This window comes from Acidovorax sp. PRC11 (assembly GCF_031844105.1).
Classification (GTDB): Bacteria; Pseudomonadota; Gammaproteobacteria; order Burkholderiales; family Burkholderiaceae_C; genus Paracidovorax.
Window position 1 is genome coordinate 1 of record NZ_JAUZUQ010000020.1, and the last position, 15339, is coordinate 15339.

At 69.2% G+C, this 15339-nt stretch carries 14 protein-coding genes; 6 read left to right on the forward strand and 8 right to left on the reverse strand.

Annotated features, from left to right (window positions below; genetic code table 11):
• Nucleotides 1-249: 249 nt before the first annotated feature.
• The 8 genes from fusA to Q9R47_RS19305 form a co-directional block, all read right to left on the reverse strand.
• Nucleotides 250-2352 carry an elongation factor G gene (fusA, locus tag Q9R47_RS19270; RefSeq protein WP_311234725.1) on the reverse strand — a complete coding sequence of 701 codons (2103 nt, stop codon included), beginning with the start codon at nt 2350-2352 and terminating at the stop codon, nt 250-252.
• A 95-nt stretch (nt 2353-2447) separates the two neighbouring features.
• Nucleotides 2448-2921: a 30S ribosomal protein S7 gene (gene rpsG / locus Q9R47_RS19275; protein WP_311234726.1), complete on the reverse strand. Its 474-nt coding sequence runs from the start codon at nt 2919-2921 to the stop codon at nt 2448-2450.
• A 170-nt stretch (nt 2922-3091) separates the two neighbouring features.
• Nucleotides 3092-3469: a 30S ribosomal protein S12 gene (gene rpsL / locus Q9R47_RS19280; RefSeq protein ID WP_026432380.1), complete on the reverse strand. Its 378-nt coding sequence runs from the start codon at nt 3467-3469 to the stop codon at nt 3092-3094.
• A gap of 155 nt (nt 3470-3624) precedes the next feature.
• A complete protein-coding gene (locus Q9R47_RS19285) occupies nt 3625-4806 on the reverse strand; it encodes a D-alanyl-D-alanine carboxypeptidase family protein (RefSeq protein WP_311234727.1) in 1182 nt (393 codons plus the stop codon).
• 102 nt (nt 4807-4908) lie between these two features.
• Nucleotides 4909-5550 carry a serine aminopeptidase domain-containing protein gene (locus Q9R47_RS19290; protein ID WP_311234728.1) on the reverse strand — a complete coding sequence of 214 codons (642 nt, stop codon included), beginning with the start codon at nt 5548-5550 and terminating at the stop codon, nt 4909-4911.
• Nucleotides 5551-5664: 114 nt separating this feature from the next.
• The gene (locus Q9R47_RS19295) at nt 5665-6015 is read right to left on the reverse strand and encodes an NAD(P)H-dependent oxidoreductase subunit E (RefSeq protein WP_311234729.1); all 351 of its coding nucleotides are present in this window, start codon (nt 6013-6015) and stop codon (nt 5665-5667) included.
• Between the two features lie 9 nt (nt 6016-6024).
• Complete coding sequence (locus Q9R47_RS19300; protein ID WP_311234730.1) at nt 6025-7170, reverse strand: VanZ family protein; 1146 nt, start codon at nt 7168-7170, stop codon at nt 6025-6027.
• A 17-nt stretch (nt 7171-7187) separates the two neighbouring features.
• Nucleotides 7188-7616 (reverse strand): CopD family protein, encoded by a 429-nt coding sequence (locus tag Q9R47_RS19305; protein WP_311234731.1) that lies wholly within the window; start codon nt 7614-7616, stop codon nt 7188-7190.
• 72 nt (nt 7617-7688) lie between these two features.
• Between Q9R47_RS19305 and hemB the strand changes: the two genes are divergently transcribed.
• From hemB to Q9R47_RS19335, 6 genes are all read left to right on the forward strand, one after another.
• Nucleotides 7689-8696: a porphobilinogen synthase gene (gene hemB / locus Q9R47_RS19310; protein WP_311234732.1), complete on the forward strand. Its 1008-nt coding sequence runs from the start codon at nt 7689-7691 to the stop codon at nt 8694-8696.
• A gap of 65 nt (nt 8697-8761) precedes the next feature.
• Nucleotides 8762-9979 (forward strand): magnesium transporter CorA family protein, encoded by a 1218-nt coding sequence (locus tag Q9R47_RS19315; protein WP_404977175.1) that lies wholly within the window; start codon nt 8762-8764, stop codon nt 9977-9979.
• 186 nt (nt 9980-10165) lie between these two features.
• Nucleotides 10166-10654, forward strand: a complete 489-nt coding sequence (locus Q9R47_RS19320; protein ID WP_311234733.1) for a MarR family transcriptional regulator — start codon at nt 10166-10168, stop codon at nt 10652-10654.
• A 37-nt stretch (nt 10655-10691) separates the two neighbouring features.
• Nucleotides 10692-12251 (forward strand): efflux transporter outer membrane subunit, encoded by a 1560-nt coding sequence (locus Q9R47_RS19325; protein WP_311234734.1) that lies wholly within the window; start codon nt 10692-10694, stop codon nt 12249-12251.
• An 89-nt stretch (nt 12252-12340) separates the two neighbouring features.
• Nucleotides 12341-13687 carry an efflux RND transporter periplasmic adaptor subunit gene (locus tag Q9R47_RS19330; protein ID WP_311234735.1) on the forward strand — a complete coding sequence of 449 codons (1347 nt, stop codon included), beginning with the start codon at nt 12341-12343 and terminating at the stop codon, nt 13685-13687.
• 34 nt (nt 13688-13721) lie between these two features.
• A complete protein-coding gene (locus tag Q9R47_RS19335; protein ID WP_311234736.1) occupies nt 13722-15290 on the forward strand; it encodes a DHA2 family efflux MFS transporter permease subunit in 1569 nt (522 codons plus the stop codon).
• Nucleotides 15291-15339: the final 49 nt, after the last annotated feature.

Consider the following 15339-nt stretch of genomic DNA (forward strand, 5'->3'; position numbering starts at 1 on the left):
TCAACTCCAAATAAAGAGCAATGCCCGTGTGTTGGTTTTACGTCTGCATCCCATTGCGGATTCCTTCGCCACGGGCAACGAAGGGCATGCGATCGCAGACAGAACTGATTTAACCCCCGCCCACGGCCTTCCTGATCGAAGGGCCGCGGAGCAGGCCATGCCAGCGGCACGCGCGGGACCGGCTTTGCCGGACCGCTGCGTGCGCCCCCTTGAGGGGGAGGCGCCGCAGGCGACACAGGGGTGGGCCTTTTACTTCGCCCGGGCGGCCATGATGGCTTCGGACACGTTGCGCGGAGCTTCGCTGTAGTGCTTGAACTCCATCGTGTACGTGGCGCGGCCTTGCGTCGCGGAGCGCAGCGAGGTCGAGTAGCCGAACATTTCCGACAGCGGGACCTCGGCCTTGATGGCCTTGCCGCCACCGACCATGTCGTCCATGCCCTGCACCATGCCGCGGCGGGACGACAGGTCGCCCATCACGGTACCGGCGTAGTCTTCCGGCGTTTCCACTTCCACGGCCATCATCGGCTCGAGGATGACGGGGCCGGCCTTCTTGCAGCCTTCCTTGAAGCCGAAGATGGCGGCCATCTTGAACGCCAGTTCGTTCGAGTCCACGTCGTGGTAGGAGCCGAAGTGCAGCGTGACCTTGACGTCCACGACCGGATAGCCGGCCAGCACGCCCTGCGTCACGGCTTCGTTGAAGCCCTTCTCGACGGCCGGGATGAATTCACGGGGAACCACACCGCCCTTGATGGCGTCGACGAACTCGTTGCCCTTGCCCGGCTCGTTCGGCTCGATCTTGAGCACGACGTGGCCGTACTGGCCCTTGCCGCCGGACTGGCGCACGAACTTGCCTTCGGCCTCTTCCACCGTCTTGCGGATGGTTTCGCGGTAGGCCACCTGGGGCTTGCCCACGTTGGCTTCCACGCCGAACTCGCGCTTCATGCGGTCCACGATGATTTCCAGGTGCAGCTCGCCCATGCCGGCGATCAGCGTCTGGCCCGACTCTTCATCGGTCTTCACGCGGAACGAAGGATCTTCGGCGGCCAGGCGCTGCAGGGCGATGCCCATCTTTTCCTGGTCGGTCTTCGTCTTGGGTTCGACGGCCTGCGTGATCACGGGCTCGGGGAACACCATGCGCTCCAGAATGATCTGGGAGTCGAGGTCGCTCAGCGTTTCGCCGGTCGTCACGTCCTTCAGGCCCACGCAGGCAGCGATGTCGCCGGCGCGGATTTCTTCCACTTCCAGGCGTTCGTTGGCGTGCATCTGCACGATACGGCCGATACGCTCCTTCTTGCCCTTGATCGGGTTGTAGACGGTGTCGCCCTTGGTCAGGACGCCCGAGTACACGCGCACGAAGGTCAGCTGGCCCACGAACGGGTCGGTCATCAGCTTGAAAGCCAGCGCCGAGAACTTCTCGTTGTCGTCGGCCTTGCGGGTGACGGGGTTCTCGTCCTCGTCGGTACCCGTCACATCATCGATGTCGGTGGGGGCCGGCAGGTAGTCGATCACGGCGTCGAGCATGCGCTGCACGCCCTTGTTCTTGAACGCGGTACCGCAGAGCATCGGCTGGATTTCGGTCGCGATCGTGCGCGTGCGCAGGCCGGACTTGATCTCTTCCTCGGAGAGGTCGCCCTCTTCCAGGTACTTGTTCATCAGCTCTTCGGACGCTTCGGCAGCGGCCTCGACCATCTTCTCGCGCCATTCCTTGGCGGATTCCACCAGGTCGGCCGGGATGTCTTCGAAGGTGAACTTCATGCCCTGGGAAGCTTCGTCCCAGATGATGGCCTTCATCTTGAGCAGGTCGACCACGCCGGTGAAGTTTTCTTCCGCGCCGATCGGGATCACGACGGGCACGGGGTTGGCCTTCAGGCGCAGGCGCATCTGGTCGTAGACCTTGAAGAAGTTCGCGCCGGTGCGGTCCATCTTGTTGACGAACGCGAGGCGGGGCACCTTGTACTTGTTGGCCTGGCGCCAGACGGTTTCCGACTGGGGCTGCACGCCACCCACGGCGCAATACACCATGCAGGCGCCGTCCAGCACGCGCATGGAACGCTCCACCTCGATGGTGAAGTCCACGTGGCCGGGGGTGTCGATGATGTTGAAGCGGTGCTCGGGGTAGGACATGTCCATGCCCTTCCAGAAGCAGGTCGTGGCGGCGGACGTGATCGTGATGCCGCGCTCCTGCTCCTGCTCCATCCAGTCCATGGTGGCGGCGCCGTCGTGCACTTCACCGATCTTGTGGTTCACACCCGTGTAGAACAGGATGCGCTCGGTGGTGGTCGTCTTGCCGGCGTCGATGTGGGCCGAGATACCGATGTTGCGGTAGCGCTCGATGGGAGTCTTGCGTGCCATGATGTTTCTTTCGTTTAACGGCCAAGAGCCCGCCCGCCAATGGATGTTGGCAGGTCGGGCTCCCAGCCTTCGAGATGTGGGGACGAAACCCGGACTTAGAAGCGGAAGTGGCTGAAAGCCTTGTTGGCTTCGGCCATGCGGTGCACTTCGTCACGGCGCTTCATCGCGCCGCCACGGCCTTCCGTGGCTTCCAGCAGCTCGTTGGCCAGGCGCTGGGCCATGGACTTCTCGCCGCGCTTGCGGGCGGCTTCCTTGATCCAGCGCATCGACAGGGCCAGGCGGCGCACGGGGCGCACTTCCACGGGCACCTGGTAGTTGGCACCACCCACGCGGCGGGACTTCACTTCCACCATGGGCTTCACGTTGTTGATGGCCACGGTGAACGCTTCCAGGGCGTCCTTGTCGGGGTGCTTCTTCTGAATGAGTTCCAGGGCGCCATAGATGATGCGCTCTGCAACTGCCTTCTTGCCGCCTTCCATGATCACGTTCATGAATTTGGACAGCTCGACGTTGCCGAACTTCGGGTCCGGCAGGATTTCACGTTTGGGGACTTCGCGACGACGTGGCATTTCTCACCTCTATCTTTGCTTCAGTTGGCGCCTTTCCAGGCACCGCGAGAACCCATCGGGGGCTCCCACTTACTCGACCCGCGCAGAACGCCTGCGTTTGGGGCCACTACGCTGCTTCACCGCGCCACGCGGGAACAGCACCGAAAATTCTTTGCGAAAAAGCGCAGGGCTTACTTGGCCTTGGGCTTCTTGGCGCCGTACTTGGAACGGGCCTGCTTACGGTCCTTGACGCCTTGCAGGTCAAGGGAGCCGCGCACGATGTGGTAACGCACACCGGGCAGATCCTTCACACGGCCGCCGCGGACCAGCACCACGCTGTGTTCCTGCAGGTTGTGGCCTTCACCGCCGATGTAGGAGATGACTTCGAAACCGTTGGTCAGGCGCACCTTGGCGACCTTGCGCAGAGCGGAGTTCGGCTTCTTGGGCGTCGTGGTGTACACACGGGTGCACACGCCGCGGCGCTGGGGAGAGTTTTGCATCGCAGGGCTCTTGGACTTGGTCGTTTCGACCTCGCGCCCCTGACGAATGAGCTGGTTGATGGTTGGCATGAATCGTCCCTAAACGTGAAAACTCCGCCCGGTGGATTCGGTTCGGGCGAAGACGTGATTCCCTTCGGAAATTCCGAAAAGCCTTCTAATGTATCAGTTCGGCCCGGGCGAGGCAAGGTGCGGCGCGGCAGCCCCTGCCGCCCCACCCGCCGGCATCACTTGATCCAGAGCCGGATCGCGTCCCAGGCGCGGCCGAAGATGCCGGCCTGCTCGACGGTTTCGAGCGCCACGAGCGGCACTTCGGCGATCTGCTGGTCGCCCAGCGAGACCTTGAGCGTGCCCACGGACTGGCCCTTGGTGAACGGGGCCACGAGCGGGTCCTGCCGCACGATCTGCGTCGCGATCTTGCCGGCCGAGCCCGAAGGCACGGTGACGACGATCGGATCGGGGCGGCCGATCTTGAGGGTGTTCTGCGTGCCCTTCCAGAGGGCCGGCGTGGCGGCGGGCTGACCGCCGTCGAAGAGCTTGACCGCGTCGTAGGCGGTGTAGCCCCAGTTCAGCAGCTTCTGGCTTTCGTTGGCGCGCGCGCCTTCGCTGGAGGTGCCGAGCACGATCGAGAGCAGGCGGCGCTGGCCGACGTTCGGGAATTCGCGCTTGGACGTGGCCACGAGGCAGTAGCCGGCCGCCGACGTGTGGCCGGTCTTGAGGCCGTCCACCGTCGGGTCGCGGAACAGCAGCGAATTGCGGTTGGTGCCGTTGGAGGGCGGCGTGCCCGGATAGGCATAGTGCTTGGTGGAGTAGTAGTGCATGTACTCCGGGAAGTCCTTCATGAGCCGCGTGGCGAGCACGCCCAGGTCGCGCGCCGTGGTCGTGTGGCCGGGCTCGGTGAGGCCTTCGGGGTTCTTGTAGGCCGTGTTCTTCATGCCCAGGGCACGCGCCTGGTCGTTCATGAGCTTGACGAAGTTCTCGGCCGTGCCGCCCACGCCTTCGGCGAGGGCCATGGTGGCGTCGTTGCCGGACTGCACGATCATGCCCTTGATGAGGTCTTCCACGGGCACCTGCATCTTGGGGTCGATGAACATGCGCGAGCCCGGCATCTTCCAGGCGCGCTCGCTCACGGGCAGCTTCTGCTCCAGCGTGATCTTCTTGGCGCGCAGCGCGTCGAACACCAGGTAGCCGGTCATGAGCTTGGTCAGGGAGGCCTGCTCCACGGGGGCGTCGATGTCCTTGGCGGCCAGCACCTGCCCGGCGGTCACGTCGAGCAGCAGGTAGTTGCGCGCGGCGATCTCGGGCGGCTGGGGCGTCTGCACCTGCGCCCAGAGCGCGGCGGGCGCGAGCGCGGCGGCCAGGGCGAAGGAGCGCAGCAGGGGCACGAAGGACTTCAGGGAGGCATGCATTCGGAGGGGTCCGGGGAAAGAGAAAAAGGGAAAAGCGAAAGGAAGGTGCGGACGGGACGCAAGGGGCGCGGGCCGCGGCGCCAGGCCCGGGCGGCGGCCCGGTCAGGCCTGCGAGGTGAGGTGCCGCGCCACGAGGCTCTTGAGCAGCGGCAATTGTCCGTGAAAGAAATGGCCGCCGCCGGGCACGACTGTCACAGGGAGTGTCTGCGGGCGGGCCCAGTCCATCACGGCGGCGAGCGGCACGGTGTCGTCCTGCTCGCCGTGCACGACCAGGGTGCGGCCGTGGGCCTCGGCCGGCACGGGGGCGACGGTGAAGCGGCTCGCGGCCGTTCCCACGAGCACCGCGCGCTCGATGACGCGCGGCTCCCAGAGCCGCGCCAGCGCATGGCTGGTGACGAAGGCGCCGAACGAGAACCCGGCCAGCGCCAGGGGGCCTTCGGGCGCCGCCTGTCCGACGACGGCCAGCAGGTCTTCGAGTTCGCCGCGGCCCTCGTCGTAGGTGCCGGCGGTGGCGCCCACGCCGCGGAAGTTGAAGCGCACGGCCGTCCAGCCGCTGGCGACGAAGGCCCGCGCGAGGGTCTGCACGACCTTGTTGTCCATGGTGCCGCCGAACAGCGGATGGGGGTGGGCGATCACGGCCACGCCGCGCGGGGCGGCGCCGTCGGCCGGGGCGGCCGCGTCGCGCAGCGCCTCGATGGCGCCGGCCGGGCCGGAGAAGGTCAGGCGTTCAGTCTGGGCGTTCACTTCGGATGTCCGTCTGCAGTGGGGAGAAGCGGCGCGCGCACGGCGGGCCCGGCGGCCCGTGGCCGGGGCCCGCGGGTGCGCCGCGGCGCGGGAAACCGGGGCTCTGAGCCTGGATCAGCGCCCGAGTTCCGGCGGCGTGAGCAGGCGCTCGACCACCTGGCCGTTCTTGAGGTGCGACTCGACGATGTCGTCGATGTCGCTCTTGTCCACGTAGGTGTACCAGGTGCCCTCGGGGTAGACGACGGCGATGGGCCCGCCCGCGCAGCGGTCCAGGCAGCCGGCCTTGTTCACGCGCACCTTGCCGGGGCCGGCCAGCTTCTCGGCCTTCACGCGCGACTTGCAGTGGTCGAACGCCTCTTTCGCGCCGTGGTGGGCGCAGCTGTCTTCGCCGTTGATGCGCTCGTTGAGGCAGAAGAAGATGTGGCGGGCGTAGTAGCCGGAGGGCTGGGAGGTGTCGTCGGTCATGGACGGATTCTAGGGAACCCGGGGTTCAGGCGCTGCGGGCGCTGCCGCGGGCGCTGGCCCCTGCGGCACCGGCCGGCGCGCGACCTGCTGCACCACGTACACCAGCGCGGCGTAGGGCCAGAGCCAGCCGAGCCACTGCCCTAGGCCGTAGAAGCGGATGAAGCGGCCCTGCTCCCAGGCGAGCAGGGTTTCGGCGAAGTAGGCGCTGGTCGGCGCCTGGTTGAGCAGGTTGAGGTGCCAGACCAGCACGAGCAGCAGCAGCACGCCGGCCGCGCGGCGCGGCACCATCACCAGCAGCAGGGCGGCGACCAGCCCCGCGCAGATGCCCACCCGCGCGGGCAGGCCCAGCCACTCCCAGGCATGTGCGGGTCCATAGCTCAGTGCGGCCGAGAGCGCCGTCACCGCCACGCCGGCCGCGACCGTGCCGCAGGCGTAGGCCGCCCGGCGGCCGACCTGGCGGATGACGCAGTAGCCCAGCAGGCAGGGAACGAGCAGCCCGAGCAGCACGGCGAGCAGTTCCGCGCCGGGCATCAGGGGCTCCAGCGGGGTGTCGCGCACGGGCAGCCATTCGAGGAACGGGGTGTCGGCCAGCGTGTCGGCGAGTGCCGCCTCCAGGCGCTCCCACATCTGCCCCAGCCCGAACGGTACGGCGGCGGGAAACAGCAGGGCGGCGGGCCAGAGCGCGATGAGCACCAGCGCGCCGCTGGCATCCGGCACGAACCAGCGCGCGCGCAGGCGGTTCCAGCGGGCGATGGCGCCCAGGCGCTCCAGCAGGGCGGCCACGAGCGCACCGACCAGGGTGCCGGCCGTGTTGAGGAGCAGGTCCATGTTGGAGGGCACGCGGCGCGGCAGGTAGATCTGCAGCAGCTCCATGAGCATGGAGAGCATGCCTCCGCACAGCACGGCGACCGGCACGGCGGCGCGCGGCCAGCCGGTGCGCAGCAGGGCCAGGGCCAGTAGGAAGCCCAGCGGGGCATAGCCCGCGACGTTGATGTTGACGTCGAACCACGTCCAGTACGGCGGCGGGACGCGGGCCGTGAGGAAGACCAGGGGCGAGATGCCCTGCTCGCGCCAGCCTTCGAAGGGGAACAGGCTCGCGAAAACGATGAGCGCGATGTAGATCAGCGCGAGCGGCCAGGCGGACGTCTTGTGCACGGCTGGGCGCGCCCGGCTCAGAACGGCTTGACGACCACCAGCACCACCGCTGCCACCAGCAGCAGCACCGGCACCTCGTTGAACCAGCGGTACCAGCGGTGGCTGTGGCCGTTGCGCCCGGCGACGAACTTGCGCAGCAGCACGCCGCAGGCGTGGTGGTAACCCACGGCCAGCACCACCACGGTGAGCTTGGCGTGCATCCAGCCGTTGCCGGGGCCGCGGCCGATGCCGTAGCCCAGGTAGAGGCACAGGCCCAGCGCCAGCGCCGGCACGGCCAGCAGCGTGGTGAAACGCAGCAGCTTGCGCGCCATAAGCTGCAGGCGCTCGCGCTCGGCGGTGGAATCGGGCGGCACCATGGCGAGGTTCACGAAGATGCGCGGCAGGTAGAACAGGCCGGCGAACCAGCTGGCCACGAAGACGATGTGGAAGGCTTTGACCCAGAGCATGGGTGGCAGTGTACGTGGGGGCGGGCGCCCGTCCGGCGGCACGCACTTCCGAAACGGGAGCACAATTTCAGGATGCATCTCTCCAGCCCCCCGCCCTTTCCCCAGCACCGTCCCCGCCGGCTGCGGCGCGACGCGTTCACCCGCAACCTCGTGCGCGAGCATCGGTTGTCATCGCACGACTTCATCTACCCGGTGTTCGTGCACGAAGGCACGAACCACCGCCAGGCCGTGCCCTCGATGCCCGGCGTGGACCGGCTGAGCCTGGACCTGCTGCTGCCCGTGGCGGAAGACTGCGTGCGCCTGGGCATCCCGGTGCTGGCGCTGTTCCCCTCGATCGACGCGGCGCTCAAGACGCCGGACGGCAAGGAGGCGCTCAACCCCGACGGCCTGATCCCCCGCGTGGTGCGGGCGCTGAAGAAGGAATTCCCCGAGCTGGGCGTGCTCACCGACGTGGCGCTGGACCCCTACACCAGCCACGGCCAGGACGGCATGCTCGACGAGACCGGCTACATCCTGAACGACGAGACGGTGGAGCTTCTCGTCGGCCAGGTGCTCACGCATGCCGAGGCGGGCGTGGACATCGTGGCGCCCAGCGACATGATGGACGGCCGCATCGGCGCGATCCGGGACGCGCTGGAGGCACAGGGCCACATCCACACGCGCATCATGGCCTACAGCGCGAAGTACGCGAGCGCCTTCTACGGCCCGTTCCGCGACGCCGTGGGCACGCGCGGCGCGCTCGGCAAGGCCGACAAGAACGTCTACCAGATGGACCCGGGCAACACCGACGAGGCGCTGCGCGAGGTGGCGCTGGACATCGCCGAGGGCGCGGACATGGTGATGGTCAAGCCCGGCATGCCCTACCTGGACGTGGTGCGCCGCGTGAAGGACGAGTTCCGCGTGCCGACCTTCGCCTACCAGGTGAGCGGCGAATACGCCATGCTGAAGGCGGCGGCCGCGAACGGCTGGCTCGACCACGACGCGGTGATGATGGAATCGCTGCTCGCGTTCAAGCGCGCGGGCGCGGATGGCATCCTGACGTACTTCGCGCGCGATGCCGCGCGGCTGTTGGCGAAATAAGGGGCATCCATGTCGCCGATCTGCCTGGGCCCGGAAAAAGCAGAAGACCCGCTCGGGGTGCGGCCTTGACCGCGGATTCGGACGGCAAGGTCCGGGTCTTCCACATCCAGCCGCAGGGCGCGGTCGAGCTGGACGCCATCCCGCAGCGCATGCCCGCGCAGGGCTTCGTGTGGATCGCCTGCACGCGCGCGACCTTCTCGGCGCGGCTGGGAGCGCTCCAGTCGTCCCTGCAGTCGCTGGCGGGCCAGCAGCTGGTCGACCTGCATGTCTCCGACCTGCTGAACGCCCAGCTGCCGTCGCACTACGACTACACCTCGCAGTACGACGTGCTGGTGTTCCGCCGGCTGAGCGCCACCCAGTGCGACACCGGCGGGGTGCCCAGCCTGGCGAGCCTCTCCGGACCGGGCGCCAATCGGGCCGCGCCGCCGGTGCTGCGCCGCATCAACACCAGTCCGGTCGGCTTCGCGGTGTTCGACCAGGTGCTGCTGTCCGTCCATCCGGACGACTGCACCGTGCGCGACGCCTTCGCCGCGCGCCTGCTCACCGCCCACCAGCCCGCGCCGGCGCAGGAGCCGACGGCGCAGATCGCCACGCCCGAGCATCCCCCATCGGAAACGCTGGCGCGCGAGCAGCGCACCGCGCCGGCGCCGGGTGCGCGCCTGCCGACCAGCCCGGCGGACCTGATGCTGCGCGTGGTGAACCTCATCGTGGACAACTACCTGGACCTGCGGCGCGAGCTCTCCCGCCAGCTGGACCACTGGCAGGCGGAACTGCTGCGGCCCCGCGGGCGCTTCGCCAACTGGAGCGCGCTGCTGGATGCGCGGCTCACGCTGCACCAGCTCGACGAGATCTGCGAGGACCAGCGCGCCGCCGTGCAGGACTGGGTGGACACGCTGGAGACCTGGGCCCTGCCCGACGGCATGCCCGCGCTGCGCGAGCTGGAACTGCTCAAGGTGCGCAGCCGCGACGTGCTGGAGCACATCGAACGGGTGGTGCACCATGTGCGCCGGCTGGAGCAGAGCACCGAGACGGCCGTGCAGATGCACTTCAGCGTGCAGAGCAACCGCACCAACGACATCATGCGCACGCTCACCGCCCTCACGGCCGTGTTCCTGCCGCTCAACCTGATCGCGGGCATCTTCGGCATGAATTTCGAATTCATTCCCCTGGTCCACAAGCAGGATGGCTTCTGGTGGGCCATGGCGACCATGACGGTGATCGCCATCGCGCTGGTGGCGCTGTTCTGGCGCAAGCGCTACCTGGCCCGCACCGGGCAGCATTGACGATGTCCGCCCGTCCCGGCTGACGGGCGACAGCGGAGATCGGCCGCAGCGCCGGGCCCTCTCCCCATCCGCTTTGCCCCGCCCGGCCATGGCGGGGCTGGTCGCGGCCGCGCCATCCCCTTGTCGAACCCCTTGCGCCGCAATCAAAGACTTGACATTATTTGTCTAGTCAATTAATGTTGCGGCATGAATTCTCAGACAGTTGCGTCCCCTCCCGCCCACGGCCTCATCGAACAGAGCATCGGCTACCAGATGCGCCGCATCGTCAGCCTGATGGGCAGCGAGGTGGACCGCCGCGTGGAGCCGCTGGGCCTGACCGATGCGCAGTGGCGCCCGCTGCTGCGGATCTTCCTGGCCTCCGGGCAGGAAAGCACCGTCGCCGCCCTCGCCCGTGTCTGCCAGCTCGATGCGGGCGGCATGACCCGGCTGCTGGACCGGCTGGAGGCCAAGGGCCTGTGCCGCCGCGAGCGTTCGCAGGAAGACCGCCGCGTGGTGCATCTCGCGCTGACCGAGGAAGGCCATGCCGCCGCCGCCCAGCTGCCTGCGCTGCTGCTGGACCTGCAGAACACGGCCCTGCACGGCTTCAGCGAGGCGGACACGGCGGCGTTCCGCAGCTACCTGGCCCGCATCTACGAGAACGTCACCACGCGGCTGACGCCGCCGGACGGCGCTTAAGGCACCGCCCACCCCTTTTCCTCGAGCACGACACAACATGAACAACCATCTGGCTCCCCTTCCTCCCGCCCCCTCCGGCCCGCCGGGCACGCCGGCGGTGCACGCCGTGCCGCGCTGGCATGCGGCGGCGCAGTATTTCGGCACGGTGGCGTTCGCGCTGCTCGGGCTGACGGCCTGCGCCGACATGTCCGGCATCGCATCCCAGGCGAAGATGCGCGACGCGGCCTCCCTGGGCCTCGCAGCGCAGGCCCAGGGCGTGGCCGACGTGGCACGCGCCTTCGCCGACCCCGCCGTGGCCTCCGACTGGTGGCGCGGCTTCGGCGATGCGCAGCTGGATGCGCTCATCGACCAGGCCCTGGCGCAGAGCCCCAACCTGAAGCTGGCCGAGGCCCGCATCGCCCGCGCCCGGGCCTACACGGAAGCGACCCGCGCCGCCGACCGCCCGCAGGTGAACGGCAGCCTCGACGCCACGCGCCAGCACTACAGCGCCAACTCCATCTACCCGCCGCCGCTGGGCGGCGCCACCGAGAACAGCGCCACCGGCCGCCTGACGGGCAGCTGGGAGCTGGACTTCTTCGGCAAGAACCGCGCGGCCATCGATGCCGCCGTGGGTAGCGCCAACGCCGCCGTCGCCGACGCGCAGGCCGCGCGCGTGCTGCTGGCATCGAACGTGGCGCGGCAGTATGTGGAACTGGCGCGGCTGCAGGCCCAGCTCGGCGTGGCGCAGCGCACGCTGGAGCAGCGCAGCCAGACGCTCTCGCTGGTGCGCGACCGCGTGAGCGCCGGGCTGGATACGCGCCTGGAGGAGCGCCAGAGCGAAGGCAGCCTGCCCGAGGCGCGCCAGCAGATCGAGGTACTGCGCGAGCAGGCCGCCATGGCCCGCAACGCGCTGGATGCGCTCGTCGGCCAGCCCGGCGCCGCGCAGTCGCTGGTGCCGGCCCCGCTGGCGTCGCTGCGCCCCATCGCCCTGCCGGCCGCGCTGCCCGCGGACCTGCTGGGCCGCCGCGCGGACATCGCCGCCGCGCGCTGGCGCGTGGAGGCCGCCTCGCAGGAGGTGGCCGTGGCCCGTGCGCAGTTCTATCCCAACGTGAACCTCACGGCCTTCGTGGGCCTGGCATCGCTCGGGCTGGACAACTTCGTCAAGGGCGGCAGCCGTGAATGGGGCGTGGGCCCGGCCATCCGCCTGCCGATCTTCGAGGCAGGCCGGCTGCGCGCCAACCTGCGCGGCAAGGCCGCCGACGTGGATGCGGCGGTGGAGAGCTACAACGCCACGCTGCTGGACGCGCTGCACGAAACGGCCGACCAGATCGCCGCCGCACGCTCCATCGACCAGCAGATGGCCGAGCAGCGCGAGGCGCAGGCCGCGGCCGAGAGCGCGTATGCCATCGCGCAGCAGCGCTACCGGGCGGGCCTGGGCAACTACCTGAACGTGCTGTCCGCCGAAACCAGCGTGCTGCAGCAGCGCCGCCAGGCGGTGGACCTCGCCGCGCGCCGCCTGGACACCCAGGCACGGCTGGCGCGGGCACTGGGCGGGGGCTATGCCGCCACCGATCCGGTCCTCGCCGCCGCACCTGCGGCCGCGGGCGCCGCCCGCTGACGCTCCACCCGACGCTTTCCCCCCCTTCCGATTCCCTCCATTCCTGCCGCGCGGATTTCCATTTCTGCTTCCCGCGGGGAGACACTTCCATGAACGCACCCCAGAACGCTTCCGATTCCTCCAATGCTCCGGCCGCCGCCCCGGACGCCAAGGCCCGCCGCCGCAAGACCCTGGTGGCCCTGGCCGCCGTCGTCGTCGTGGCGGGCGCCGGGTGGGGCCTGTACGACTGGCTCGTGCTGAGCCACTACGAGGACACCGACAACGCCTACGTGCAGGGCAACGTCATCCAGATCACGCCGCAGACCGGCGGGACGGTGATGTCCATCATGGCCGACGACACCGACTTCGTGAAGGCCGGTGCTCCGCTGGTGCAGCTGGACCCGGCCGATGCCCGCGTGGCGCTCGCGCAGGCCGAGGCGGGCCTGGCCCAGGCCGTGCGCCAGGCGCGCACCGTGTACGTGAACAACGGCTCGCTGAACGCGCAGATCACGCTGCGCCAGGCCGAGGTGTCGAAGGCGCGCTCGGACGTGGCCCGCGCCCAGGAAGACCTGCAGCGCCGGCAGTCCCTCTCGGGCAACGGCGCCGTCTCGAAGGAAGAGCTGCAGCACGCGCAGAACCAGGTGGACGCGGCCCGTTCGGCGCTGGCCGCCGCGCAGGCCGGCGTGGAGGCCGCCCGCGAGCAGTTGACCAGCAACCAGTCGCTCACGCAGGGGATTCCGGTGCAGGAGAATCCCAACGTGCTGGCCGCCGCCGCCAAGGTGCGCGAGGCGTATCTCGCGGAGCGTCGCACCGCCCTGCCCGCGCCGGTGGACGGCTACGTCGCCAGGCGCACCGTGCAGCTCGGCCAGCGCGTGGCGCCCGGTGCGCCGCTCATGACCATCGTGCCGCTCAGCCATGTCTGGGTGGATGCGAACTTCAAGGAAAACCAGCTGCGCAACCTGCGCCTGGGCCAGCCCGCCAAGCTCACGGCCGACCTCTACGGCAGCAAGGTGGAATACACGGGCAAGGTGGTCGGGCTGGGCGTGGGCACGGGAGCGGCGTTCGCGCTGCTGCCGGCGCAGAACGCCACCGGCAACTGGATCAAGGTGGTGCAGCGCGTGCCCGTGCGCATCGCGCTCGACGCCGAGCAGCTCAAGGACCATCCGCTGCGCGTGGGCCTGTCGATGGACGTGACGGTGAACACCCAGGACCGCAGCGGTGCCCTGCTGGCCGATGCCCCGCGCGCCCAGGCCGTGGCGCAGACCGCCGTGTACTCGGACCTCGACAAGGGCGCCGACGACGAGGTGGCCCGCATCATCGCGGCCAACGCGGGGCCGGCCGCCCGCGCGGGCGATGCCCGGCAGACGCCCACCCGCGGCGACGCGGCCGCCGCCAGGGCCCGGCCGGTGCGCACCGCCGCCGCCGCGCACGCTTCCGGCCAGCCGCAGGCCCATTGATCCGCGGCGGCGCTGATCCCTTCCCGGAACTTCCATGTCCTCTCCCACCCACACACCGCCCCTGGCGCCGCCGCCGCTCGAAGGCAGCGCGCGCATGTGGGGCACGCTGGCCCTGTCGGCGGCCACGTTCATGAACGTGCTGGACACGTCGATCGCCAACGTGTCCCTGCCCGCCATCGCGGGCGACCTCGGCGTGAGCCCCACGCAGGGCACCTGGGTCATCACCAGCTTCGCGGTGGCCAACGCCATCGCGGTGCCGCTCACCGGCTGGCTGTCGCAGCGCTTCGGACAGGTGCGCCTGTTCGTGGCCAGCGTGACGCTCTTCGTGATCGCCTCGCTGCTGTGCGGCATCGCGCCCAACATGGCCACGCTGATCGCGTTCCGCGCGCTGCAGGGCTTCGTGGCGGGGCCGATGATCCCGCTGTCGCAGTCGCTGCTGCTCTCCAGCTACCCGCGCGCGCTCGCGGGCCTGGCGATGGCGATGTGGTCGATGACCACGCTCATCGCGCCCGTGATGGGGCCGCTGCTGGGCGGCTGGATCACCGACAACCTGACCTGGCCCTGGATCTTCTACATCAACGTACCCGTGGGCATCGTGGCGGTGCTTGTCACCTGGGGCATCTTCCACAAGCGCGAATCCGAGCGGCGCGCGCTGCCGATCGATTCCGTCGGCCTGGCCCTGCTCGTCATCTGGGTGGCGGCGATGCAGGTGATGCTGGACATCGGCAAGGAGCACGACTGGTTCGCCTCGCCCTGGGTGGTGGCCTGCGGCGTGGTGGCCGTGGTGGGCTTCGTCGCCTTCATGGTCTGGGAACGCGGCGAGGACCACCCGGTGGTGGACCTGTCGCTCTTCAAGATCCGCAACTTCTGGGCCGGCGCGCTCGCCACGTCGGTGGGCTACGGCCTCTTCTTCGGCAACGTGGTGCTGCTGCCGCTCTGGCTGCAGCAGTACATGGGCTACACCGCCACGCAGGCGGGCATGGTGATGGCGCCGGTGGGCCTGCTGGCGCTGGTGCTCTCGCCGGTGGTGGGCAAGAACATCGCCAAGGTGGACCCGCGCCGCTTCGCGACCTTCGCCTTCCTGGTGTTCGCGCTGGTGCTGTGGATGCGGTCGCGCTTCAATACGCAGGCCGACCTGATGACGATCATGGTGCCCACCATCATCCAGGGCATCGCCATGGCGTTCTTCTTCATCCCGCTGGTGACGATCACGCTGTCGGAGATCGCGCCCGCGCGCATTCCCTCGGCCTCGGGGCTGTCGAACTTCATGCGCATCACGGCCGGAGCGATCGGCACCTCCGTCTCGACCACGCTGTGGGAGCGGCGCGCCACGCTGCACCATGCGCAGCTCACCGAAGGGCTGCAGCAGGGCGGCGTCGCGGTCACCCAGACGCTGCAGGGGCTGCAGGCCGGCGGACTCACCGCCGAGCAGGCGCTCGCGCAGGTGGAGCGGCTGGTGAACCAGCAGGCCTTCATGCTGGCGGCCAACGACATCTTCTATGCGTCGGCCGTGCTGTTCCTGCTGCTGATCCCGCTCGTGTGGCTGTCCCACCCGGTGCGCGCGAGCGCGGGCAGCGCCGATGCGGCCGCAGGCGCGCATTGACGGGGGAACACCCCCCTGAGCGGCTGCGCCGCTCGGTGCTGCCGCCAGA

What these genes read in the sequence shown, in the direction of transcription:
- hemB (WP_311234732.1), top strand. Translation starts at nt 7,689, where the DNA reads ATGCATCTCTCCAGCCCCCCGCCCTTTCCCCAGCACCGTCCCCGCCGG.
- Q9R47_RS19305 (WP_311234731.1), bottom strand. Translation starts at nt 7,616, where the DNA reads ATGCTCTGGGTCAAAGCCTTCCACATCGTCTTCGTGGCCAGCTGGTTC.
- fusA (WP_311234725.1), bottom strand. Translation starts at nt 2,352, where the DNA reads ATGGCACGCAAGACTCCCATCGAGCGCTACCGCAACATCGGTATCTCG.
- Q9R47_RS19335 (WP_311234736.1), top strand. Translation starts at nt 13,722, where the DNA reads ATGTCCTCTCCCACCCACACACCGCCCCTGGCGCCGCCGCCGCTCGAA.
- Q9R47_RS19295 (WP_311234729.1), bottom strand. Translation starts at nt 6,015, where the DNA reads ATGACCGACGACACCTCCCAGCCCTCCGGCTACTACGCCCGCCACATC.
- Q9R47_RS19285 (WP_311234727.1), bottom strand. Translation starts at nt 4,806, where the DNA reads ATGCATGCCTCCCTGAAGTCCTTCGTGCCCCTGCTGCGCTCCTTCGCC.
- Q9R47_RS19330 (WP_311234735.1), top strand. Translation starts at nt 12,341, where the DNA reads ATGAACGCACCCCAGAACGCTTCCGATTCCTCCAATGCTCCGGCCGCC.
- Q9R47_RS19320 (WP_311234733.1), top strand. Translation starts at nt 10,166, where the DNA reads ATGAATTCTCAGACAGTTGCGTCCCCTCCCGCCCACGGCCTCATCGAA.
- rpsG (WP_311234726.1), bottom strand. Translation starts at nt 2,921, where the DNA reads ATGCCACGTCGTCGCGAAGTCCCCAAACGTGAAATCCTGCCGGACCCG.
- Q9R47_RS19325 (WP_311234734.1), top strand. Translation starts at nt 10,692, where the DNA reads ATGAACAACCATCTGGCTCCCCTTCCTCCCGCCCCCTCCGGCCCGCCG.
- rpsL (WP_026432380.1), bottom strand. Translation starts at nt 3,469, where the DNA reads ATGCCAACCATCAACCAGCTCATTCGTCAGGGGCGCGAGGTCGAAACG.